The organism is Bradyrhizobium sp. 195 (genome assembly GCF_023101665.1).
Lineage (GTDB): Bacteria > Pseudomonadota > Alphaproteobacteria > Rhizobiales > Xanthobacteraceae > Bradyrhizobium.
Genome location: NZ_CP082161.1, coordinates 4,060,956 through 4,082,634, shown reverse-complemented (window position 1 = coordinate 4,082,634; position 21,679 = coordinate 4,060,956). Strand labels below are relative to the sequence as shown.

Annotated in this window: 23 protein-coding genes; 17 read left to right on the top strand and 6 right to left on the bottom strand. The window is 65.3% G+C overall.

Going from position 1 to position 21,679, the window contains the following annotated elements:
* Positions 1-123 precede the first annotated feature (123 nt).
* From IVB26_RS18690 to IVB26_RS18610, 17 genes are all read left to right on the top strand, one after another.
* Positions 124-864 (top strand): FadR/GntR family transcriptional regulator, encoded by a 741-nt coding sequence (locus IVB26_RS18690; RefSeq protein WP_246924704.1) that lies wholly within the window; start codon positions 124-126, stop codon positions 862-864.
* Positions 865-918: 54 nt separating this feature from the next.
* On the top strand, positions 919-1,818 hold the full coding sequence (locus IVB26_RS18685) for an NAD(P)-dependent oxidoreductase (RefSeq protein WP_247972983.1): 900 nt from the start codon (positions 919-921) through the stop codon (positions 1,816-1,818).
* Positions 1,819-1,828: 10 nt separating this feature from the next.
* Positions 1,829-2,512 carry an amino acid ABC transporter permease gene (locus tag IVB26_RS18680; protein WP_247972982.1) on the top strand — a complete coding sequence of 228 codons (684 nt, stop codon included), beginning with the start codon at positions 1,829-1,831 and terminating at the stop codon, positions 2,510-2,512.
* 7 nt (positions 2,513-2,519) lie between these two features.
* Positions 2,520-3,188: an amino acid ABC transporter permease gene (locus IVB26_RS18675; RefSeq protein WP_246924699.1), complete on the top strand. Its 669-nt coding sequence runs from the start codon at positions 2,520-2,522 to the stop codon at positions 3,186-3,188.
* 1 nt (position 3,189) lies between these two features.
* The gene (locus IVB26_RS18670; RefSeq protein WP_247973206.1) at positions 3,190-3,948 is read left to right on the top strand and encodes an amino acid ABC transporter ATP-binding protein; all 759 of its coding nucleotides are present in this window, start codon (positions 3,190-3,192) and stop codon (positions 3,946-3,948) included.
* A gap of 19 nt (positions 3,949-3,967) precedes the next feature.
* Positions 3,968-4,762 carry a transporter substrate-binding domain-containing protein gene (locus tag IVB26_RS18665; RefSeq protein ID WP_247972981.1) on the top strand — a complete coding sequence of 265 codons (795 nt, stop codon included), beginning with the start codon at positions 3,968-3,970 and terminating at the stop codon, positions 4,760-4,762.
* A 63-nt stretch (positions 4,763-4,825) separates the two neighbouring features.
* Positions 4,826-5,272 (top strand): ribose 5-phosphate isomerase B, encoded by a 447-nt coding sequence (rpiB, locus tag IVB26_RS18660; protein WP_246924695.1) that lies wholly within the window; start codon positions 4,826-4,828, stop codon positions 5,270-5,272.
* Between the two features lie 10 nt (positions 5,273-5,282).
* A complete protein-coding gene (locus IVB26_RS18655) occupies positions 5,283-6,200 on the top strand; it encodes a ribokinase (RefSeq protein ID WP_247972980.1) in 918 nt (305 codons plus the stop codon).
* Positions 6,201-6,257: 57 nt separating this feature from the next.
* On the top strand, positions 6,258-6,977 hold the full coding sequence (locus IVB26_RS18650; RefSeq protein WP_247972979.1) for a sulfite exporter TauE/SafE family protein: 720 nt from the start codon (positions 6,258-6,260) through the stop codon (positions 6,975-6,977).
* Positions 6,978-7,031: 54 nt separating this feature from the next.
* Positions 7,032-7,427, top strand: a complete 396-nt coding sequence (locus tag IVB26_RS18645; protein ID WP_247972978.1) for a hypothetical protein — start codon at positions 7,032-7,034, stop codon at positions 7,425-7,427.
* A 70-nt stretch (positions 7,428-7,497) separates the two neighbouring features.
* Positions 7,498-8,943, top strand: a complete 1,446-nt coding sequence (radA, locus tag IVB26_RS18640; protein WP_247972977.1) for a DNA repair protein RadA — start codon at positions 7,498-7,500, stop codon at positions 8,941-8,943.
* Between the two features lie 167 nt (positions 8,944-9,110).
* Entirely contained in the window at positions 9,111-9,740 is a 630-nt protein-coding gene (locus IVB26_RS18635; protein WP_246926558.1) for a CvpA family protein, read from the top strand.
* 28 nt (positions 9,741-9,768) lie between these two features.
* A complete protein-coding gene (purF, locus tag IVB26_RS18630) occupies positions 9,769-11,292 on the top strand; it encodes an amidophosphoribosyltransferase (protein WP_247972976.1) in 1,524 nt (507 codons plus the stop codon).
* 10 nt (positions 11,293-11,302) lie between these two features.
* Entirely contained in the window at positions 11,303-11,656 is a 354-nt protein-coding gene (locus IVB26_RS18625; RefSeq protein ID WP_247972975.1) for an immunity 8 family protein, read from the top strand.
* Between the two features lie 69 nt (positions 11,657-11,725).
* Positions 11,726-12,466, top strand: a complete 741-nt coding sequence (locus IVB26_RS18620; RefSeq protein ID WP_247972974.1) for an SDR family NAD(P)-dependent oxidoreductase — start codon at positions 11,726-11,728, stop codon at positions 12,464-12,466.
* Positions 12,467-12,545: 79 nt separating this feature from the next.
* On the top strand, positions 12,546-13,691 hold the full coding sequence (locus tag IVB26_RS18615) for an NHL repeat-containing protein (protein WP_247972973.1): 1,146 nt from the start codon (positions 12,546-12,548) through the stop codon (positions 13,689-13,691).
* A gap of 167 nt (positions 13,692-13,858) precedes the next feature.
* Complete coding sequence (locus IVB26_RS18610; RefSeq protein WP_246926547.1) at positions 13,859-15,085, top strand: ABC transporter substrate-binding protein; 1,227 nt, start codon at positions 13,859-13,861, stop codon at positions 15,083-15,085.
* A gap of 241 nt (positions 15,086-15,326) precedes the next feature.
* Here IVB26_RS18610 and IVB26_RS18605 read toward each other — a convergent pair whose 3' ends face one another.
* The 6 genes from IVB26_RS18605 to IVB26_RS18580 form a co-directional block, all read right to left on the bottom strand.
* Positions 15,327-16,583: a TCR/Tet family MFS transporter gene (locus tag IVB26_RS18605; RefSeq protein WP_247972972.1), complete on the bottom strand. Its 1,257-nt coding sequence runs from the start codon at positions 16,581-16,583 to the stop codon at positions 15,327-15,329.
* Positions 16,580-17,962 carry a ribosome biogenesis GTPase Der gene (der, locus tag IVB26_RS18600; protein ID WP_247972971.1) on the bottom strand — a complete coding sequence of 461 codons (1,383 nt, stop codon included), beginning with the start codon at positions 17,960-17,962 and terminating at the stop codon, positions 16,580-16,582. Before der ends, IVB26_RS18605 begins: the two co-directional genes overlap by 4 nt.
* Positions 17,963-18,011: 49 nt before the next feature.
* Positions 18,012-18,563, bottom strand: coding sequence for a hypothetical protein (locus IVB26_RS18595; protein ID WP_247972970.1), 552 nt, complete (start codon positions 18,561-18,563; stop codon positions 18,012-18,014).
* A gap of 30 nt (positions 18,564-18,593) precedes the next feature.
* Positions 18,594-19,247 carry a tetratricopeptide repeat protein gene (locus tag IVB26_RS18590; protein WP_247972969.1) on the bottom strand — a complete coding sequence of 218 codons (654 nt, stop codon included), beginning with the start codon at positions 19,245-19,247 and terminating at the stop codon, positions 18,594-18,596.
* Positions 19,248-19,412: 165 nt separating this feature from the next.
* Entirely contained in the window at positions 19,413-21,005 is a 1,593-nt protein-coding gene (locus IVB26_RS18585; protein ID WP_247973205.1) for a class I adenylate-forming enzyme family protein, read from the bottom strand.
* A gap of 72 nt (positions 21,006-21,077) precedes the next feature.
* Positions 21,078-21,662: an NnrU family protein gene (locus IVB26_RS18580; protein ID WP_247973204.1), complete on the bottom strand. Its 585-nt coding sequence runs from the start codon at positions 21,660-21,662 to the stop codon at positions 21,078-21,080.
* Positions 21,663-21,679: the final 17 nt, after the last annotated feature.

The window sequence follows — 21,679 nt, the reverse complement described above, 5'->3', positions numbered from 1 at the left end:
GCCAACCCACGCCTTGAGAACCAAGCAACCGCAATTTTCCGACCGGGTTGACAGCGTAGCCTCTTGACCTGTGTAGCTTGGTAAGCATACTGGTCTGACCAAGATCAGACCAAAGAGACAGGGATGGAACTCAGGCGGTCCACCGACGGCGAAAAAGGGTTCGAGAAGGTGTTCGCCTTCCTGCGCGAGCGCCTGCTTGCAGGCTCGCTGAAGCCCGGCGACCGCCTGATCTCGGAACGCGAGCTCGCTACCCTGCTCGGCGTCAGCCGGCCGATCGTGCGCGAGGCATTGCGCGCCCTCACCGTGCTCGGGATCGTCGAGATCCGCGACCGCATCGGCACCGTGGTGACGCGGCCCGACGTCTCGGTGCTGAACGACTTCTTCACCTTCGCGCTGGCCCAGCAGGCGGACATGCTCGACGACGTCATGCAGGCGCGCGTCGCGATCGAATGCCAGGCGATCCGGCTCGCCTGCGAGCGCGCCAACATTGCCGATTTCGAACGGCTGCAGCGCGCGCTGGCGAAGATCGGGGAGACGATCGACGAGGCAGATGCGGGCGGCATGGCCGACTTCGACTTCCATCGCGCCATCGTGGTCGCCTCGCATTCGGAGACGCTGACGGTCCTGCACGGTTCGTTGGCGGGCCTGTTGACTCATTCGCACCGCAGCCGCCGCGAGCTGGTGCAGGCCTTCCCGTCGATGAAGACCTATCTGATCGACGATCACCGGCGCATCTTCGAAGCGGTCGTTGCGCGCGATCCGGAGCGCGCGGATGCGACGCTACGCAAGCATTTTGCCATCGGCGACGAATACCGCAGACGCGCCGTCGTCGGCGACATCGACAAGTCCAGCGCCTCGGGCTGATCGCAGACCGCCAATCGATCAAGAAGCCGATCAAACAAGAAACGGACTGATGACATGGGACGGAACGACAAGGGCAATGTCGGCTTCATCGGCATCGGCACGATGGGCCGGGAGATGGTGCGCAATCTGCTGGTGGCCGGCCACGCGGTCCGCGTCTTCGATCTAGACGAAGCCGCCCTGGCCGACAGCATCAAGGAAGGCGCGACGCGCGCCGAGAGTCCCGCCGATGCCGCGCAAAGCGCCGATATCGTCATCACCATGCTGCCCGACACGCCCCATGTCGAGGCGACCATTTACGGTGAGCACGGCCTGCTGAAATCCCCGCCTCCCGGCAAGCTCATCGTCGACATGAGCACGATCTCGCCGGTTGCCGTTCGCCGCATCCATGCCGATCTGCAAAAAGCCGGTGTCGGCTTCATCGACGCGCCGGTCTCCGGCGGCCCCGTCGGCGCCAAGAACGCTGCGCTCTCGATCATGGCCGGCGGCGATGCCGACGCCTTTGCCCAGGCCGAGCCGTTCTTCCGTGCGATGGGCACGACCATCACGCATGTCGGCGCGTCCGGCGCCGGCCAGACCGTCAAGCTCTGCAATCAGCTGATCTGCCGCATCAACATCCAGGCGATCTGCGAAGCGCTCGCGCTCGGCCGTGCCTCGGGCCTCGATCTCGATCTGCTGCGCCGCGTGCTGCTCGGTGGCTCCGCCGCCTCCTGGATGCTCGACAAGCTCGGTCCCGCGATGATCGCGGGCGACGTCTCGGCCGGCTTCCGCATCGATCTGCAGCTCAAGGACCTCCGCCTCGTGCAGGAGCACGCGCAGGCGCTGAGCGTGCCGCTCCCCGGCACCGCGCTTGTCACCAGCCAATATGTCGATGCGCGCGCACATGGCGAAGGCAGCAACGGCAACCAGGCCCTGTTCCGCGTGTACGACCGCATGACTAACCAGGTAACCGGCTGAGCCGACGGCAATGAGCCTCCAACTTGACTTTCCCGCGGTGCTGGAGCGCTGGCCGAATTTCCTGGCCGGCGCCGTCCTCACGCTGGAGCTTGCGGCCTTCGCGACGGTGCTCGGCGCCCTGCTCGGCACGCTCGCGGCGGTCGGGCGCGGCACACACAATTCGCTGATCGCGGGCGCCTGCAAGGTCTATGTCGAGACCATCCGCAACACGCCGCTGCTGGTGCAGATCTTCCTGGTCTATTTCGGTCTCGCCAGCCTCGGCTTGAAATTCTCCGCCTTCGCCGTGGCGGTGGCCGCGCTGACGATCAATGTCGGCGCCTACACCGCCGAGATCATGCGCGCGGGTTTCGAGGCGATCCCGCGCGGGCAGATCGAGGCGGCCGAAGGGCTGGCGCTGTCACGCCTGCAGATCTACTGGCACATCATCCTGCTGCCCGCGATCGAGATGGTCTATCCGGCGCTGACCAGCCAGTTCGTGCTGCTGATGCTGGCCTCCTCGGTCTGCTCGCAGATTTCGGCCGAGGAGCTCACCGCGGTTGCCAACTACATCCAGTCGGACACTTATCGGGCGTTCGAGACCTACATCATCGTCGCGGTGCTCTACGTCATCCTGTCGCTGGTGATGCGCGCCGGATTCTGGGGCCTCGGCCTCGTGCTGTTCCCGCGCCGGCGCCGGCTCGGCACGCCGTTGTGAGATGAGCATGGGCGGACATCTCAACATCAACCATCTGATGTTTTTGGGCCAGGGCGCGCTGTGGACGATCGGGCTGTCGATGATTGCGCTGATCGGCGGCGGCATCGTCGGCTTCGTGATCGCACTGGCGCGGATCTCGCCGCTCAAATCCGTGCGGATCGCCAGCGCCGTCTATGTCCAGCTCATCCAGGGCACGCCGCTGCTCGTCATCCTGTTTCTCGGCTATTTCGGCCTTGCCGCGATCGGGCTCAAGGTCTCGCCGCTCGCTGCCGCCGGCGCCTCACTGACGCTCTATGTCGCCGCCTATCTCGGCGAGATCTGGCGCGGCTGCATCCAGTCGGTGCCGAAGCCGCAATGGGAGGCCGCCGAAGGCCTCGCGCTGAGCCGGACGCAGCGCATGACGAAGGTGATCCTGCCGCAGGCGATCCGCATCGCGACGCCGCCGACCGTCGGCTTCATGGTGCAGATCATCAAGAACACCTCGCTGGCCTCCGTCGTCGGCTTCGTCGAGCTGATGCGCTCCGGCCAGATCGTCAACAACTCGCTGTTCGAGCCATTCGCCATCTACGCCATCATCGCCGTGACCTATTTCGCCATGTGCTATCCGCTGTCGCTGTTCAGTCAAAGACTGGAACGGCGGATGGGGCGTGGCAGATCCAACCTGGCGCCAGCCTGACATGCAGCAAAACCCCTCCTCCTCCGAACCGATCGTGTTGCTCCGCGACGTGCAGAAGAGCTTCGGCGCGCTCCGTGTGCTCGACGGCGTCTCGTTTGCCGTCGAACGCGGCGAGGTACTGGCGCTGATCGGCCGCTCCGGTTCCGGCAAGAGCACGGCACTGCGCTGCATCGACCGCTTCGAGAAGGTCGACGGCGGCGAGATCGTCGTCTGCGGGCACCGCGTCGACCGGCCCGATGTCGACCTGCGCGCGCTGCGCCAGGATGTCGGCATCGTGTTCCAGAGCTACAATCTGTTTCCGCACCTCACGATCGAGCAGAACATCACGCTGGCCCCCTGCGCCGTGAAGGGCATCTCCGGCTCGCAGGCCAGGGATCTCGCGCGAAAAGTGCTGGCGCAGGTCGGGCTCGAGGAGAAGCTGCATGCCTATCCCGAACAGCTCTCCGGCGGCCAGCAGCAGCGCGCCGCGATCGCCCGCTCGCTGGCGATGCAGCCGAAAGTGATGCTGTTCGACGAGGTCACGTCCGCGCTCGATCCCGAACTCACCGGCGAAGTGCTGAAGGTGATCGAGCAATTGGCGGCCGATGGAATGACCATGGTGATGGTCACCCACGAGATGGGCTTTGCCAGGGGCATCGCCGACCGGATCGTCTTCATGCACCGCGGCAAGGTCCACGAGACCGGGCCTGCTTCGATCCTGACGTCGCCGACGACGCCAGAGCTCACCCAATTCGTGGGTACTGGAAACTTAAAATCATAACAGGAGAGGAGAACTAGGGATGACCAACAAGACATTGCTGAGGACAGCGGCCGCACTGTGCTGCTTCCTCATGACGGCCGCCACGCCGGCATCGGCCGACCTGCTCGACGACATCATGAAAGCGAAGAAGATCCGCATTTCGACCGACCTCGCCATCCCGCCCTCCGGCATGATGGACAGCACCATGAAAGCCACCGGGTCCGACGTCGAAGTGGCGCAGCTGCTCGCCAAGGACTGGGGGCTCGAGCTGGAATTCATCCAGACCACCGGCGCGACTCGCATCCCGAACGTCCTCACCGGCAAGGCCGACATCATCATTTCGACCCTTTCGGTGACGCCGGACCGCGCCAAGGTGATCGACTTCACCAAGCGCTACGCAACACTGCAATCCGATGTCGGCTGCCTGAAATCATCGACCGTCAAGGACTGGCCCGACTTGAAGGACAAGTCGATCGGCGTCTCTCGCGGCACCACGCAGGACACCACCCTCTCCAACATGAAGGACAAGGACCTCAAGATCGCTCGTTACGACGACGATGCCACGATGGTGACCGCGGCCGTGTCCGGTCAGGTCGACTGTGTCGCCTCGTCCGCGACGATCATCAACCAGATCGGCGTGAAGAACCCCTCGCGCGTGTTCGAATCCAGGATTCCGCTGGCGACGTTCGACCTCGCCATTGGTCTCAAGAAAGGCGAGCAGCGCCTGATGGATAAGCTCAACGCCTGGATCACCGAGAACGTCAAAAACGGCAAGCTCAACGCAATCTACAAGAAATTCCACGGGGTCGAGCTGCCGCCCGACATGCGTAGCTGAACCAAAGAGCCGTGACAGCCGCACGGGCTGTCACGGTCAATGCAAGATCAAGAAGGACACCACATGCGTCTCGTCATCGGATCCGACCACGCCGGCTGGCCGCTCAAGCAGACCGTCATCGATCACATCCGCAAGCTCGGCCACGACATCATCGACGTAGGCTCCTATGACGACAGGCCGGTGGATTTCCCCGACATCGCGCGGGCCGTCGCGCAGAAGGTCACCTCGGGCGAAGCCGCACGCGGCATCATGGTGTGCGGCACCGGCGTCGGCGCCTCGATCGCCGCCAACAAGATGAAGGGCATCCGCGCCGCGGTCTGCCACGACGTCCATTCCGCCCATCAGAGCGTCGAGCATGACGACGTCAACGTCATGTGCATCGGCGCGCAGATCGTCGGCGCCTGGCTCGCGGTGGATCTGGTCTCGTCCTACCTCTCCGCCGAATTTTCCACGGACGAGGATTTCCGCCGCCGCGTCGAGAAGCTGCGCGTCATGGACGAACAAGGCTGACGGGCTCTCCATGATCCTGGTGTTCGGGTCGCTCAACCTCGATCTGGTCGCAGAGGTCCCGATCATTCCGGGTCCTGGCCGGACGGTGCTCGCGCCGTCCTACCAGACGCATTTCGGCGGCAAGGGCGCCAATCAGGCCGTCGCCGCCGCGCGGATCGCGGGACCTAAACGCGTGCGCATGGTGGGCCGCGTCGGCCGGGACGGATTTGGCGACAGCGCGATCGAGAACCTCCGAGCCAATGGCGTCGACGCCGATCTCGTCATCAGGACCGACGAGCCGACCGGCTGTGCGTTCATTACGGTCGATCAAGCCGGAGAGAACGCAATCACGGTGGCGAGCGGAGCCAACATGACTGCGAGCGCCGGAGATCTTGCTGCCGAGCTGCTCCATTCCGGCATCGTGCTGGTGCTTCAGATGGAAGTGCCCTTTGCGCAGGCGCTGGAAGCTGCGCGCAGAGCCGCATCGGCCTCCGGCACCGTGATCTGGAATCTCGCGCCCGTGCCGGACAAGATGACCCGGGAGATGGTGACGGCGCTTCTCGCCGTCACCGATTATCTCCTGGTCAACGAGCACGAGGCGCTCGACGCGGCCGCCGCCATCGGCCTCGCTTTCGCCGACTACGAAGCTGCAGCCGCCGGGCTTGCCAGAGCCGGCAACCTCACCTGCATTGTCACTGCCGGTGCGCAAGGCGCGCTGGCCGTGACGGCCGACGGGACCCGCCAGCGCGCCCCCGCTCCGCGCATCACGCCGGTGGATACGACCGGCGCCGGCGATACCTTTGTCGGCGCGTTTGCGGCCATGCTCGGCGAAGGCATGTCGCTGCAACGCGCGCTCGAGGTGAGCTGCGAAGCCGCCGCCTTGAAATGCCTCAAAGCCGGCGCCCAGACCGGCATGCCGATGCGCAGTGCGATAGGTTCCCTCGCCTAGCACGGATCGCCCGCAACGCTGGCCACGGCTAAACTCTCCCGATTCGTGGAGACTGCCTTGGCCTTCCTCTTCGTCCTCACCGTCGGCCTCATCGCCGGCACCATCTCAGGCATCGTCGGCACGGGATCGTCGATCATGCTGATGCCGGTGCTGGTCTATGCCTATGGGCCGAAGGAGGCCGTGCCGATCATGGCGGTGGCCTCCGTCATGGCGAATTTTTCACGGATCCTGGCCTGGTGGCGCGAGGTCGACTGGCGGGCCTGCGCCGCCTATTCGGTAACCGGCATTCCAGCCGCAGCGCTCGGCGCGCGCACGCTGCTGGCGCTGCCCTCGCGCGCCGTCGATCTCGCCATCGGCCTTTTCCTGATCGCGATGGTGCCGGTGCGGCACTTCCTGGCGCGGCACGACCTCAAGGCCAATCTCTGGCACCTCGCCATCGGCGGCGCCATCATCGGCTATCTCACCGGCATCGTGGTCTCGACCGGCCCGCTCAGCGTGCCGCTGTTCCTGTTCTATGGGCTCAGCAAGGGCGCCTTCCTCGCCACCGAAGCGGCCTCGTCGTTGGGGCTTTATCTCAGCAAGTCGGTGACGTTCGAACGCTTCGGGGCGCTGACCGCCGATGTCGCCCTGAAGGGATTGATCGCGGGTTCATCGCTGATGGTTGGCGCCTTCGTCGCCAAGCGCTTCGTGCTGCACCTGAAGCCGGAGATGTTCCGCCTGTTGATGGACGGCATCATGCTGGCGGCCGGCGTGACGATGCTGTTGAACGCATTCTGACTGCCGCCTCCGAGACATACCGCCGAGCAAAGGACCTGCATGCGCAACGTTCCCATGATCGCCGCCGCCGGAATCGTCCTCTTCGCAACATCGCCAGCGTTGGCCGCGGAGCCGTTCGACGGCTTGTGGGCCTCGACGAAAAAGGATTGCCGCGACAACGACGGCCCGGACAGCAAGACGATGATCGACCTGGACAACGTGATCAAGGGCAAGCCAGCCCCGCTGGTCGATCGCTACGAAAACCACTGCCGCATCGACCGCAAGACGCCGGCCGGTAACGGCCTCGTGCTGTCCGCCACCTGCTTCGAGTTCTGGGACGATTACACCAAGGGTGTGAACGGCAGTAAGGTCACGATCAAGCTGGCGCCGGGCGCGAACGGCACGATCAAGATCGACGGGAAATCCTACCTGCTTTGCAAGCGCAAGGACGAGTTGCCGAGAGCGCGGTAGCGAGGAACGCTTCGCACCCCCATCTCGGATCGTGCTAAGCACCTACACAGGGCAACGACTCAACACATCCATGGCCAAGAACACCCTCTCCTTCGTCTGCCAGAATTGCGGCGCGGCCTATAACCGCTGGCAGGGCAAGTGCGAGTCCTGCGGCGAGTGGAATACGCTTGCCGAGGAGGACACCAGCGGCAGCGTGCCGGTGTCGATCCGTTCCAGGCGCAAGGGGCGAACGTTCGCGCTGGAGAGCCTGGCCGGAAAGAGCCCGGACGCGCCGCGCCTGTCCTCGGGAATGAGCGAGCTCGACCGCGTCACCGGCGGCGGCTTCGTCCGCGGCTCGGTGCTGCTGGTCGGCGGCGATCCCGGCATCGGCAAATCGACGCTGCTGACGCAGGCGACCAGCCTGCTGGCGCGCGCCGGCCACCGCGTCGTCTACATCTCCGGCGAAGAGGCGGTCGCGCAGGTGCGCCTGCGCGCCGAACGTCTCGGGCTGTCGGACGCACCGGTGCAGCTCGCGGCCGAGACCTCTGTCGAGGACATCGTCTCGACGCTGTCGGAGGGCGCGGTGCCCCGGCTGATCGTGATCGATTCGATCCAGACCATGTGGACCGACACGGTGGAATCGGCGCCCGGCACGGTGACGCAGGTGCGCGCCTCGGCGCAGGCACTGATCCGTTTCGCCAAGAAGACGGGCGCGGCCATCATCCTGGTCGGCCACGTCACCAAGGACGGCCAGATCGCCGGTCCCCGCGTCGTCGAGCACATGGTCGACGCGGTGATGTCGTTCGAGGGCGAAGGTTCGCAGCAATTCCGCATCCTGCGCGCCGTGAAGAACCGGTTCGGCCCGACCGACGAGATCGGCGTGTTCGAGATGACGGGCCTGGGCCTGCGCGAAGTCACCAACCCCTCGGAACTGTTCCTGTCCGAGCGCGATCTCGGCACGCCAGGCACCGCAGTCTTTGCGGGTATCGAGGGCACCCGGCCCGTTCTGGTCGAATTGCAGGCGCTGGTGGCCCCGACCTCGCTCGGCACGCCGCGGCGAGCGGTGGTCGGCTGGGATCCAAGCCGGCTGTCGATGGTGCTGGCGGTGCTGGAGGCCCATTGCGGGGTCAAGCTGTCCGGCCACGACGTCTATCTGAACGTCGCCGGCGGCCTGCGCATCCACGAGCCGGCGGCGGATCTGGCCGCCGCGGCGGCGCTGGTGTCCTCTCTGGTTAACGCGCAGTTGCCCACGGATGCGGTCTATTTCGGCGAGATCTCGCTGTCCGGCGTGGTGCGGCCGGTGGCACAGACCCCGGCCCGGCTGAAGGAAGCCGCGAAACTCGGCTTTCAGCGTGCTGTGCTGCCCGAATCGGCCCGCGGTGAGACCGGCGGCGATGCCGGATTGACGCTGAACGCGGTCAACAGCCTGACGACATTGGTGGCCGAGATCGCCGCCCGTGGCTCCCGCCGGGGCGAATCGAACGCGCCGGCAGAGAAAAATGCCACACCGGCAAGATTCCGCCGTGGAGAGGGTTAGGTGGAGGTGACGCCGGAGGCCCCCGCCGCTATACAGCCGTCACAAAAGCAGCGTGGGATTGCGTGGTTGCGGCCTTGCCGGGAACGCCGTCTGCCCCTCTTTTAGGGCAGCGGCCAAACACCGATTCGCTAGAGCACCTTTGAAGTACGAGCGGACCAGACCAGCCGATGCCAGTTACCATCCTCGACCTGATCCTGCTCGGTGTGATGCTAATTTCGGGCCTGCTTGCCTTGGTCCGCGGCTTCATGCGCGAAATCCTGTCGATCGCAGCCTGGGGCGCCGCGGCGATCGTGACGCTGTACTCGTTCTCGAAGCTGCTGCCGACCGCAAAGACCTACTTCAATAACGACACCGTCGCGACCGTGGTCGTGATCGCCGGCGTATTTGTCGGCACCCTGGTCGTGGTCTCCGTGATTACGGTCCGGATCTCCGACATGATCCTGGATTCGCGCATCGGCGCGCTGGATCGAACCCTGGGTTTCCTGTTTGGCCTCGCTCGCGGCCTTTTGATCGTCGTGGTAGCTTACCAGTTCTTCATCTGGCTGGTTCCCGACAAGCAGCAGCCGGATTGGGTCCGCGGCGCAAAGTCCCGAACTGTGCTTGATTCGACGGGAGATTGGCTGAAGTCGCTCTTGCCGGATGACCCCGAGAACACCATCTTGAAGAGATTCAAGAAAAACAAACCAGATGATGATCAAGCTGATTCCGAGCAGCAGCCCTCGGGCAGTGGCGACGGATACAGTAAACCTGCTCGTGACAGTTTGAAGAAACTGATCGAGAAACCTGCGGCGCGTTGATTGCCCCTAAAAGAGAGGCGTGGACGAGATGCGACACCCTGACCAGGACGCCCAACTTGATCTCGATCCAAACGCCGGTCCAGGCCCGGCCGCGCTAGAGGTTCAGGACGATCTGGAAGGGGATACGCTGCGCGAGGAATGCGGCGTCTTCGGCATCTACGGTCACCCCGACGCCGCCGCCATCACCGCGCTCGGCCTGCACGCCCTTCAGCACCGCGGCCAGGAAGCCGCGGGCATCGTCTCCTACGACGGCAGCCGTTTTCACTCAGAACGCCGGCTCGGCCTCGTCGGCGACACCTTCTCCCGCCGCGAGGTGATCGACCGCCTGCCCGGCAACATGGCCGTCGGCCATGTCCGCTACTCCACCACGGGCGCCACCATCCTGCGCAACGTGCAGCCGCTGTTCGCCGAGCTCAATGCCGGCGGCCTTGCGGTCGCCCATAACGGCAACCTCACCAACGGCCTGACGCTGCGCCGCGAGCTCGTGCGCCACGGCGCGATGATGCAGTCGACCACCGACACCGAAGTGATCCTGCACCTGGTTGCGCGTTCCCGGCGCGGCCGCTTCATCGAACGCTATGTCGACGCGCTGCGCGAGATCGAAGGCGCCTATGCGCTGGTCTCGCTGACCAACAAGAAGCTGGTCGGCGCGCGCGATCCGCGCGGCATCCGTCCGCTGGTGCTCGGCGAGCTCGACGGCTGCCCGATCCTGACGTCCGAGACCTGCGCGCTCGACATCATCGGCGCGCGCTTCGTCCGTGACATCGAGCCGGGTGAAGTCATCGTGTTCGACGAGAACGGCCAGGACATCCACAAGCCGTTTCCGCCGATGGCGCCGCGTCCCTGCATCTTCGAATACATCTATTTCGCCCGTCCGGATTCCGTCGTGCACGGCCGCTCGGTCTACGAGGTCCGCAAGGCCTTCGGTGCGCAGCTCGCGCGCGAGAGCCACGTGCCGATCGACGTCGTGGTGCCGGTGCCGGATTCGGGCGTGCCCGCCGCGGTCGGCTACAGCCAGCATTCCGGCGTGCCGTTCGAGCTCGGCATCATCCGCAACCACTATGTCGGCCGCACCTTCATCCAGCCGACGCAGGCGATCCGCGAATCCGGCGTGCGCATGAAGCATTCGGCCAACCGCGCCGCGATCGAAGGCAAGCGCATCATCCTGATCGACGACTCGCTGGTGCGCGGCACCACCTCGAAGAAGATCGTGCGCATGATGCGCGATGCCGGCGCCAAGGAAGTGCACTTCCGCCTCGCCTCGCCGCCGATCCTCTATCCCGACTATTACGGCATCGACCTGCCCGACCGCGGCGGCCTCCTGGCCGCGACGCATTCGCTGGAGGAAATGCGCGAGATCATCGGCGCCGACTCGCTCGCCTTCCTGTCGATCGACGGCATGTACCGCGCCATGGGCGAGCCCGGCCGCGACCCCGCCAACCCAAAGTTCTCGGATCATTGTTTTACCGGTGCATATCCGACCCACCTCACCGACCAGACCCAGACCGAGCAGCAGCCGCGGCAATTGTCGCTGCTGGCCGAGGCGAGCTGACGGCGCGAGCGTGGTCGTTGTCGCCAATCTCAGGCAGCTGACATGCAGCGACACGCCATCGCTGGAAGGATTTCAGCGTGACGGGCCGTTCGGAATCTACATTTCTGCAAGGGTCGGCCCGGCTGGCGGGCCGGGCGAGGAATCTTTCGGATTCACTTTGTGCACACCGGAGTGGTTCGCGGAGAACATGAAAGACACTCATGTCCCGGGAAGACACTTCCTGTTCGTCAAGGAATACGACTACCCTGCGCTTGAGCGATACGTGCGTGGCTATTGCCAACGATGCATGGGCAACAGCTGGAAAGAGGTGGCCGAAAAGGTTGGCCTCCTCGGCTCTTGGGAATTAGAGAACTACCAGCCCTGACCCCGGTATGCGGTCGGATTTTGTCTCGACCGGGCTTGTCCCGGCCATCCACGCCTGTAAAACCCCGCCATGACAAAGCCCCTCGCTGACCGCATCGCTCTCGTCACCGGCGCCTCGCGCGGCATCGGCTATGCCACCGCACTCGCTTTGGCGAAGGCCGGGGCGCATATCGTGGCGGTGGCGCGCACGCAGGGCGGGCTGGAAGAGCTCGACGACGAGATCCGCAAACTTGGCGGCAGCGCCACGCTGGTGCCGCTCAATCTTACCGATTCCGACGGCATCGCGCGTCTCGGTGCCGGCCTGCACGAGCGCTACGGCAAGCTCGACATCCTCGTCGGCAATGCCGGCGTGCTCGGCCCCTCCTCGCCGATCGGTCATATCGAGCTGAAGAGCTTCAACGACGTGATGGCGATCAACGTGTCCGCGAACTTCCAGCTGATCCGCTGCATGGAGCCGCTGCTGAAGCAGTCCGACGCCGGCCGTGCCGTGTTCATCACCTCGGGCGCCGCCAACAAGGCCACCGCCTATGTCAGCCCCTACGCGGCGTCCAAGGCCGCGCTGGAGACGCTGGCGCGCGCCTGGGCGCAGGAGACCGCGAACACGAAGCTGCGCGTCAATCTGTTCAACCCCGGCCCGGTCCGCACCCGCATGCGCGCCACGCTGATGCCGGGCGAAGACCCGGCGACGCTCGATACGCCCGAGCAGGTCGCCGAATTGATCGTGCCGATGTGCGCGCCCGATTGGACCGAGACCGGCAAGTTCTACGATTACAAGACGCGCAACCTGATGAGCTTCCGTTCGCCGGCCTGATTGACTTGACTGCCTCCCCGCGATTGACTGCCCGCGCTTAGGCGGCAGCAAGCCGTGAAGCCAAAAAAGGGAGGTTGCCATGGCTTCATGGCATCGCGCAGATCTTGCACGTGCGCTCGCAAATGTCTCTCACGCCGTCTCCATTCTGATCGCAGCCATCGCGTTTGTGCTTCCTGGCACCGCGACCGCGGGTGACGTGCCGACCTTCGCGGTCGATCCCGCCTGGCCAAAGCCGCTGCCCAACAACTGGATCCTCGGCCAGGTCGGCGGCATCACCGTCGACTGGCAGGGCCACATCTGGGTGATCCATCGCCCGCGCTCGCTCACCGACGACGAGAAAGGCGCAAGCCTCACCCCGCCACGCTCGAAATGCTGCGTGTCGGCGCCGCCCGTGCTCGAATTCGACGTCGACGGCAATCTCCTGCGGTCCTGGGGCGGTCCAGGCCAGGGCTACGAATGGGTCGGCCGCGAGCACGGCATCGAGGTCGACGAGCGCGGCTTCGTCTGGGTCGGCGGCAATGCCGACAACGACAACGCGATCCTGAAATTCACGCTCGACGGCAAGTTCGTCGCCCAGATCGGCAAGATTGCGCCGAGCCTCGGCAGCAACGACACGACGCAGCTCGGCAAGCCCGCCGAAACCGCGATCGACAAGGGGGCGAATGAAATCTACGTCGCCGACGGCTATGGCAACCGCCGCGTCATCGTGTTCGATGCGACCACGCTCGCCTACAAGCGGCACTGGGGCGCCTACGGCAACAAGCCCGACGACGCCAAGCAGGCGCCTTACGACCCCAAGGCGCAGGTCGCACAGCAATTCGGCAATCCCGTCCACTGCGTCAAGCTCGCCAATGACGGTCTCGTCTATGTCTGCGACCGCATCAACAACCGCATCCAGGTATTCAGGAAGGACGGCAGCTTCGTGAAGGAGTTCTTCTTCGAGAAGAACACGCTCGGCAACGGCGCGGTGTGGGACATCGCGATCTGGCCCGATCCGAAGCAGACCTATCTGCTCAGCGCCGACGGCGAGAACAACGAGATCAGGGTCATCAAGCGCGAGGACGGCAGCGTGGTCGGCAGCTTCGGGCACAGCGGCCGCAACGCTGGTCAGTTCCACTGGGTGCACGCCATGGCGATTGACGCCAAGGGTAATGTCTATACCGCCGAGGTCGACACCGGAAAGCGCATCCAGAAATTCAAGCTGACATCGGACGCGCTCAAATAGCGTCTTGACGCATTTTGTCCAAAAATTAACCGAGCGATGACGCTACGACGCAGCGTCATCCGGCTTTAGGCGCATTGCCGCCGGCCGTGGGACAGGCTAGAGCCATCAGCCGGAACAAGGCTCCGCAAGAAAGCCGTCCGCATATTTGACAATGGAGGAAACCTTTCATGACGACGACGTTCGCACGCCGCTCCGCGGCCCTTCTGGCCTGTGCCGCTTTCGGTTTTGCCACATCCGCCTTTGCCCAGGACAAGACCGTCAAGATCGGCGTGCTCAACGACATGTCGAGCCTCTATGCCGACATCGGCGGCCCGAACTCCGTGGTCGCAATCAAGATGGCGGTCGAGGATTCCGGCCTGCTCAAGAAGGGCTGGAAGATCGACGTGCTCAGCGGCGATCACCAGAACAAGCCCGACGTCGGCGTCAACATCGCCCGGCAGTGGATCGACAACGATAAGGTCGATGCGATCGCGGACACGCCGAGCTCCGGCGTCGCGCTGGCAGTCAGCAACCTCGTCAAGGAAAAGAATGCGGTGCTGCTCAATTCGGGCGCGGCCACCGCGGACCTCACCGGCAAGGCCTGCACGCCGAACACGGTCTCCTATACCTACGACACCTACATGCTCGCCAACGGCACCGGCAAGGCGCTGACCAAGGCGGGCGGCGACAGCTGGTTCTTCCTCACCGCCGACTATGCGTTCGGTCACGCGCTGGAACGCGATACCAGCGCCGTCGTCACCGCCAATGGCGGCAAGGTGCTCGGCGGCGTCAAGCACCCGCTCAACACGGCGGACTTCTCGTCCTTCCTGCTCCAGGCGCAATCGTCGAAGTCCAAGATCATCGGCCTCGCCAATGCGGGCGGCGACACCACCAACGCCATCAAGCAGGCGGCCGAGTTCGGCATCGTCCAGGGCGGCCAGAAGCTCGCCGCGCTGCTGCTGTTCATCAACGATGTGCATTCGCTGGGCTTGAAGACCGCGCAGGGCCTGACCTTCACCGAATCCTTCTACTGGGACCTGAACGACAAGACCCGCGAATGGTCCAAGCGCTTCTCGGCGCTGGCCAGCAAGAACGCGATGCCGTCGATGACCCAGGCCGGCAATTACGCGATGGTGCTGCACTATCTGAAGGCGATGGAAGCGCTCGGCGGCAATCCCCATGACGGCGCCAAGGTCGTCGCCAAGATGAAGGAGCTGCCGACCGACGATCCGCTGTTCGGCAACGGCCCGCTGCGCCAGGACGGCCGCCGTCTCATCCCGGCTTACCTGTTCGAGGTGAAGAAGCCCGAGGAGTCGAAGGGACCGTGGGACTATTACAAGCAGATCGCCACGATCTCAGCGGAAGACGCCGCTAAGCCGCTCAAGGACAGCGATTGCCCGCTGGTGAAGAAGTGACCGCATAGAAACGTAGGGTGGGTTAGCCCTGCGGCCGCGCGACGCGCAGTCCGCAGGGCGTAACCCACCACTTCTCTCGCGTCACGCAAGATGGCGGATTACGCTTTCGCTAATCCGCCCTACGGTTCTGAAGGCTTGGCTCAGCCGTAGGGTGGGCAAAGCGAAGCGTGCCCACGATCCCTTTGAATGCGGAACGAGATGGTGGGCACGGCACAATGGCGCCTTTGCCCACCTTACGAAACTACGAGACCGTTCTTGTCCCGCCCAGCGTCCGCACCGCGATCGCCACGCAGACCACCATCAACGCCGCCGCGAGCAGGAACGGCGCGCCGGGCAGATGCAGCGGCGCGCTGGCGCCGATGAAATAGGAAAAGGTCAGCGTGAACAGGAACGGGCCGACGAGCTGCGAGACGCTCTGCACGCTCGCGGTCGCGCCCTGCAGCTGACCCTGCTGATCGGGCGCAACCAGCCGCGTCATCAGCGCTTGCGACGCCGCACCCGAGATGCCCCACAGCGCCAAAATGGGAATTCCGATCCAGGATAGCGGTCCGGTCGGCGCCGCGCCGAGGACCACGAAGCCGAGCGCGCCACAGCACAGGCCCAGCAGCAGCGCGTTCCGCTCGCCGAGCACGCGCACGATCGGGCCGATGGCGAGCCCCTGCACCACCATGGCGCAGATGCCGACCATGGCGAGCGTCAACCCCACCGTCTTGGAATCCCAGCCGTAGCGATAGGTCGCATAGAGCACGAAGGTCGAGGGCAGCACGACATGCGCAACCTGTGCGATGAAGTTGACGACCGACAAGGCGGAGAGCACCGCATTGGATCGCAACAGACGCAGCGCCCCGATCGGACTGGCGCTTCGCCAGCGGAACGGCGCGCGCTTGTCGGGCGCGAGCGATTCGGGCAGGACGAAGAGCCCGTAAAGCGCATTGGCGAAGCTGAGGGCTGCCGAGGCCCAGAACGGCAAGCGCGGATCGATGTCGCCGAGCAGGCCGCCGAGCGCCGGCCCCAGGATGAAGCCCGCACCGAAAGCCGCGCCAATCCTGCCGAAGACCGCCGCGCGCCGCTCCGGCGGTGTGATATCCGAGATGTAGGCGAAGGCGGTCGAGATGCTCGCCGAGGTGATGCCCGAGATCACCCGGCCGATGAACAGCCAGACCAGCGACGGCGCCAGCGCCATCAGCACGTAGTCGGCCGCGAGCCCAAAATTCGACAATAGCACCACCGGCCGCCGCCCGAAGCGGTCCGACAACGCGCCGAGCAGCGGCGAGAACACGAACTGCATCAGCGCCCAGGCGGTGCCGAACAAGCCGAAGATGCGGGCCGCATGCGCGGTGTCGTTGTCGACGAAGCTCTCGATCAGCTTAGGCAGGATCGGCATGATCACGCCGAGCGCGAGCATGTCCAGCAGGATGGTGACGAAGATGAAGGCCACCGCGCCGCGCCGGACCGGCGGCGCGCCTTGCGCTGTCGCCTGGCCGGCCTCGTTGCTCACGACGGCCGCTTGCGCTTGTGTGCGAAGGGATTGGCCTTCTCGCGCAAGGTGATGCGCACCGGCGTGCCCGGCAACTCGAACGTCTCGCGCATGGAATTGATCAGGTAGCGCAAATAGGACTGCGGCACCGCGTCCGCGCGCGAGCAGAACAGAACGAAGCTCGGCGGGCGCGCCTTGGTCTGCGTGATGTAGTTCAGCTTCAGTCGGCGGCCGGACACGGCGGGCGGCGGATTGGCCTGCACCGCCTGCTCAAACCAGCGGTTCAGCGCCGAGGTCGATACACGCCTGTTCCAGAGCGCATAGGCATCCTGGATCGCCTGCATCAGGCGATCGATGCCCTCGCCCATCAGGCCGGAGACCGCCACGATCGGCACGCCCTTGACCTGCGGCAGCAAGTGATCGGCATCGCGGCGCAGGCCCGAGATCGCGCCGCCACCCTTGCTCTCCATCAGGTCCCATTTGTTGACGGCGAGCACGACAGCTCGCCCCTCGCGCTCGATCAAATCGGCGATGCGAAGATCCTGCTCCTCGAAGCGGTTCTGCGCATCCATCATCATCACGACGACTTCGGCAAAACGCACCGCGCGCAGTGCGTCCGCGACCGAGAGCTTTTCCAGCTTCTCCTCGATGCGCGAGCGCCGTCGCAGGCCTGCGGTGTCGAACACGCGAAAATCGCGGCCCTTCCAGTTGATCTCGACCGCGATGGAATCGCGCGTGGTGCCGGCCTCCGGGCTCGTCAGCAGGCGCTCCTCGCCGAGCAGATGGTTGATCAGCGTCGACTTGCCGGCATTGGGCCGGCCGACGATGGCGACCCGGATCGGACGCGTCGCGGCCTCTTCCTCCGAGAGCGGCGCGTCGTCCTCGCTCTCGTCTTCGTCGACGGGCTCCGGCATCAGCTTGGCGAGTTCATCGTAGAGCTCGCCCATGCCCTCGCCGTGTTCGGCCGAGATCTGAATGGGATCGCCGAGGCCGAGCGCAAACGCCTCCATCGCGCCGGCATCGCCGTGCTTGCCCTCGCTCTTGTTGGCGACCAGCAGCACCGGCTTGTTGGCCTTGCGGGCAAAATCGGCGAAGGCGCGATCGGTCGGCGTGAGGCCGACGCGGGCATCGATGACGAAGAACAGCGCGTCCGCCTGCGCGATCGCGGCCTCGGTCTGCTCCTGCATGCGCGCGGTCAGCGAGCCCTTAGCGCCCTCGTCGAGGCCGGCGGTGTCGATGATGGTGAATTCGAGATCGCCGAGCCTGGCCTCGCCCTCGCGGCGATCGCGGGTGACGCCCGGCAGGTCATCGACGAGCGCGAGCTTCTGTCCGACCAGGCGGTTGAACAGCGTCGATTTGCCGACATTGGGCCGGCCGATGATGGCGATCGTGAAGGACATCGGTCATTCGTGCGCTGCCGGGGCGGCGCCTGTCAATGTAATGGAAAAATTAGCGCGAGAAGCTGCCGCTCGGCAGCGGCGCCGGGAAACCACCCTGCGACTGCTGCTGAGTGGTCTGTGTCGGTTGCGCCTGCTGGACCGGCTGATCCGGTGGCGGCGCAGTGGTGCGCTTGCGGACGATCTTGTGCTTGGGCGGCGGAGCGGCCGTGGCCGGCGCCGCCTCCGGCTGGGCCTCGCCGTCAACTTCACCCGCAGGCGCCTCAGCCGGCGCAACAGCTGCGGCGGCCGGCTGCCTCGTGTGCTTCGCCTTGGCTCCCTTCGCCGGCTTGGCCGGCTCGGTCGGCGGCTCCGCGGGCAAAGCCGCGACCGCAGGCGCATTCGGATCGGGCTGCTGATGCGCCCCCTTGTACAGATCCTTCGGGACGCCCTGCTCGAGCCCCGGCACGCCTTCCGGGAACACCGGCTTGCGGTCGCCCGGCAGCTTCTTCTTGGTGTCGAGGAAGTCGAGCATGTCGCTTGGATCAAAGCTGGAGCAGCCGCCCAGGACGCCGGTGAAGGCGATCAGGACGGCGGCTGCGATCAAGCGTGGCGTGCGGCGCATCTTGTGTCTCGTTACGTCAGAGGGCCGTCGTCAGCTCTTGGCGACGGGCGGCAGCAGGGCCTGGAGAGCCTCGGCGCGCGAGCGCAGGCCGGGCGGCGTTTCGCCGTCTTCACCAATCGCGTCGAGCCATTTGCGGGCCGCGGTCATGTCGTTGTTGCGCCAGGCGGACAGCGCCAGCATCTCGCGGGCGCTGTGGCGGAACGTCGACTTGGGCGCGGCGGATGACTCCAGCCGCTGCTGCAGGTCGGCATAGCTGGCGCTGTCGAGCAGCAGGCCGGCGGCGCGGATCTTCGCCAGATCCTGCCACTCACCGCCCACGCCGCGGTCGGCAGCAAGTTCGTCATACATCTTGGCGGCGGCCTTGGGATCGCGGTTAGCGGCCTCGGCGGCGGCGCGCAGCCGCGCCAGGGTGCGATAGCCCGACGGCGCCTTGGCGGCGAGCTCGGTGAAGGCAGCCTCCGCCTCCGCATGCTTATCCTGCTCGGACAGCTCGGCGGCCTTCTCGAAGGCGGCACCGGCTTCGGCGGCCTTCCTGGCCTCCAAATACTTATAACCCTGCCAGCCAGCGGCGGCGGCCACGACCAGCACCATCAGGGCGATGAAGACAATCGAATATTTGTCCCACAGCTTCTTGAACTGTTCGCGACGTACTTCCTCGTCGACTTCGTCAAATAATTCAGACACTTATGCTAATCCCATGCCCATCCGGGTGCGCGCGCCGAAGCGCCCGCGTCAGGAATCCCGTCCCCGCGTGGCGGCGAGGTACCCTAACGATATGGCGCTGGCAAGGCAAAGCGAGCCCGATCAAGGCGTTAACTACCCGGGAGAGCCCGGGATGGCCTGCCCGGTTCAGGCTTCCAGGAGCTCCCGCAGTTGCCGTTTCAGCACCTTGCCGTTGGCATTGCGCGGAAGTGGGTCCGCCGTGATCGCCATGGTCTCGGGAACCTTGTAGTCGGACAGGCGCTCCGCGCACCAGGCACGCAGTGCCTCGCCGGCGACGGGCGCGCGCGTCACCACCACGGCGTGAACGCGCTCGCCGAGCACCGGGCAGGCCTTGGCGATGATCGCGCTCTCGACCACGGCGGGGTGGCCGGCCAACACGGATTCGACCTCGGCCGAATAGATTTTCAGGCCGCCGCGGTTGATCATGTCCTTCTGCCGGTCGAACACACGGACGAACCCTTCCGCATCGACCGAACCGAGATCGCCGGAGTGCCAGAAGCCGGCGGTAAAGCTCTCGGCGGTCGCCTTCGGATTATTCCAATAGCCCCTGATGACGGAGGCGCTCTGGATCCAGAGTTCGCCGATCTCGCCGCGAGGCAGTTCGCGCCCGTCCGGATCCACCGCCACGATGCGCGCGCCAGGGCACGGCAGGCCGACGCTGTCGATATGGCTCTCGGTCACCTCACCCGGCATGATCGTCGAGGGTGACGTCGTCTCGGTCGCGCCGTAGCAGTTCATCAGCTTCAGGCCGGGAATCTTCGCCTTGAGCTTCTCGATGGTCGCAACCGGCATCGGCGCGCCGCCAAAACCGCCGACGCGCCAGCTCGACAGATCGTAGCTGTCGAAGTCAGGCTGAAGCAGACAGAGATTGTACATCGCCGGCACCATCACCGTGTAGGTGACGCGCTCGCGCGCGGCGAGCTTGAGGTAATCGGCCGCCTTGAACTCGGGCATGATGATCAGCGCGCCACAGCTGCGGATCATGGTCGTGATGTTGGCGACGACACCGGTGACATGGCCGAGCGGCACGGCCGCGATCGAGCGGTCCGCTGCCGTCAATTGCAGGCAGGACACGAACACCATCGAGGAATGGACGATGTTGCAATGGGCGAGCATCGCGCCCTTCGGCTTGCCTGTTGTCCCCGAGGTGTAGAGGATCATCGCGGTGTCCTCTTCGCTCACCTCGACCGGCGCCAAGGCTGGCGGGTTGTCGGCGAGCACGGCGAAGCGCGAGCGAGCCGGATCGTCGTCGATGGCGATGCGGTGGATCAGATCGGGCACGTCCTGCGCACCGGGCAGCCGCTCGGCAAGCGCAGCTTCGTGGATCAGGATCTTGGCGCCGCAATCGGCGAGGACATAGGCAATCTCCGGCTTCTGCTGGCGCGTGCTGAGCAGCACGGTCACCAGCCCCTCATGCGCGGCGGCAAACAGGAGCAGCGGAAATTCGATGCGGTTGCCGAGCAGGATGGCGACACGATCCCCCCGCTGTAATCCCAGCTTGCGAAACCCCGCCGCGATCCGCGTCGCCTGCTCCACCACCTGCCGCCAGCTCAGCCGGACATCGCCTGCGATCAGCGCCTCGCCATCGCCGTTGCGGGCGCAGGCGTCCGCAATCATCGCCCACAGGTTCGCCGGCCGGTCGCAAAAGGCCGGCACCATCCGATCGCCAAAGCGCGCCTCGAGCCGCAGCGGCGGAATCTGAGATTGCGACCAGTCCATCGGAACGTCCTCGGCTTGTCGTTTTGTCACCTTCCGCGCACGGATAGCCGGATCACGTCTTGTGCTGACCGGCTAACCGCCGATGACGGGAACGCCGATCACGACCGGATGGAACGCGAAGGCCAGCGCGAGATAGGCGACGACGCCGACCGCGACCGCGATCAGATCGTTGCTGACGCCGCCGACTGGAATCGGCGGGCCGCCGGCGTCGGTGCGATGCTTCAGCGAGATGCGATCATACACCGCCCAGCCCAGGAACGAGCCGAACAGGATGATGGAGCCGAGATCGCCGTTGGCCAAAAGATGCGCCGCCGCCCACAGCTTGACGCCGGCCAGCATCGGATGTTTCAGCGTCGCATAGATGCGGCCGCGCAAATAAGAGGCGACCACCAGGATCACCGCGGGCAGCATCAGCGCGACCGTGATGTGCTTCATCGCTTTCGGCGGATACCAGACATCGATCCAGCCGGAGCTGCGGTAATGGGCGAAGCCCCAAATGATCAGCGCGAGCCCCGCGAACGAGACCAGGGTGTAGAGGATCTTGTAGGTTCCCTCGCCCAGCCTCGCGATGGCCTGCGCGCGCGCCTTACGCTTCGTCGTGAAAATATGGGCCGCGAAGAACAGCACCAGCCCCAGGATCATCACCACCAGACCCATGACATCCCCTTGCGTCA

What these genes read in the sequence shown, in the direction of transcription:
- IVB26_RS18685 (WP_247972983.1), top strand. Translation starts at nt 919, where the DNA reads ATGGGACGGAACGACAAGGGCAATGTCGGCTTCATCGGCATCGGCACG.
- radA (WP_247972977.1), top strand. Translation starts at nt 7,498, where the DNA reads ATGGCCAAGAACACCCTCTCCTTCGTCTGCCAGAATTGCGGCGCGGCC.
- IVB26_RS18595 (WP_247972970.1), bottom strand. Translation starts at nt 18,563, where the DNA reads ATGCGCCGCACGCCACGCTTGATCGCAGCCGCCGTCCTGATCGCCTTC.
- IVB26_RS18635 (WP_246926558.1), top strand. Translation starts at nt 9,111, where the DNA reads ATGCCAGTTACCATCCTCGACCTGATCCTGCTCGGTGTGATGCTAATT.
- IVB26_RS18580 (WP_247973204.1), bottom strand. Translation starts at nt 21,662, where the DNA reads ATGGGTCTGGTGGTGATGATCCTGGGGCTGGTGCTGTTCTTCGCGGCC.
- IVB26_RS18665 (WP_247972981.1), top strand. Translation starts at nt 3,968, where the DNA reads ATGACCAACAAGACATTGCTGAGGACAGCGGCCGCACTGTGCTGCTTC.
- IVB26_RS18645 (WP_247972978.1), top strand. Translation starts at nt 7,032, where the DNA reads ATGATCGCCGCCGCCGGAATCGTCCTCTTCGCAACATCGCCAGCGTTG.
- der (WP_247972971.1), bottom strand. Translation starts at nt 17,962, where the DNA reads ATGTCCTTCACGATCGCCATCATCGGCCGGCCCAATGTCGGCAAATCG.
- IVB26_RS18610 (WP_246926547.1), top strand. Translation starts at nt 13,859, where the DNA reads ATGACGACGACGTTCGCACGCCGCTCCGCGGCCCTTCTGGCCTGTGCC.
- IVB26_RS18690 (WP_246924704.1), top strand. Translation starts at nt 124, where the DNA reads ATGGAACTCAGGCGGTCCACCGACGGCGAAAAAGGGTTCGAGAAGGTG.
- IVB26_RS18675 (WP_246924699.1), top strand. Translation starts at nt 2,520, where the DNA reads ATGGGCGGACATCTCAACATCAACCATCTGATGTTTTTGGGCCAGGGC.
- purF (WP_247972976.1), top strand. Translation starts at nt 9,769, where the DNA reads ATGCGACACCCTGACCAGGACGCCCAACTTGATCTCGATCCAAACGCC.
- IVB26_RS18620 (WP_247972974.1), top strand. Translation starts at nt 11,726, where the DNA reads ATGACAAAGCCCCTCGCTGACCGCATCGCTCTCGTCACCGGCGCCTCG.
- IVB26_RS18615 (WP_247972973.1), top strand. Translation starts at nt 12,546, where the DNA reads ATGGCTTCATGGCATCGCGCAGATCTTGCACGTGCGCTCGCAAATGTC.
- IVB26_RS18670 (WP_247973206.1), top strand. Translation starts at nt 3,190, where the DNA reads ATGCAGCAAAACCCCTCCTCCTCCGAACCGATCGTGTTGCTCCGCGAC.
- IVB26_RS18680 (WP_247972982.1), top strand. Translation starts at nt 1,829, where the DNA reads ATGAGCCTCCAACTTGACTTTCCCGCGGTGCTGGAGCGCTGGCCGAAT.
- IVB26_RS18655 (WP_247972980.1), top strand. Translation starts at nt 5,283, where the DNA reads ATGATCCTGGTGTTCGGGTCGCTCAACCTCGATCTGGTCGCAGAGGTC.
- IVB26_RS18585 (WP_247973205.1), bottom strand. Translation starts at nt 21,005, where the DNA reads ATGGACTGGTCGCAATCTCAGATTCCGCCGCTGCGGCTCGAGGCGCGC.
- rpiB (WP_246924695.1), top strand. Translation starts at nt 4,826, where the DNA reads ATGCGTCTCGTCATCGGATCCGACCACGCCGGCTGGCCGCTCAAGCAG.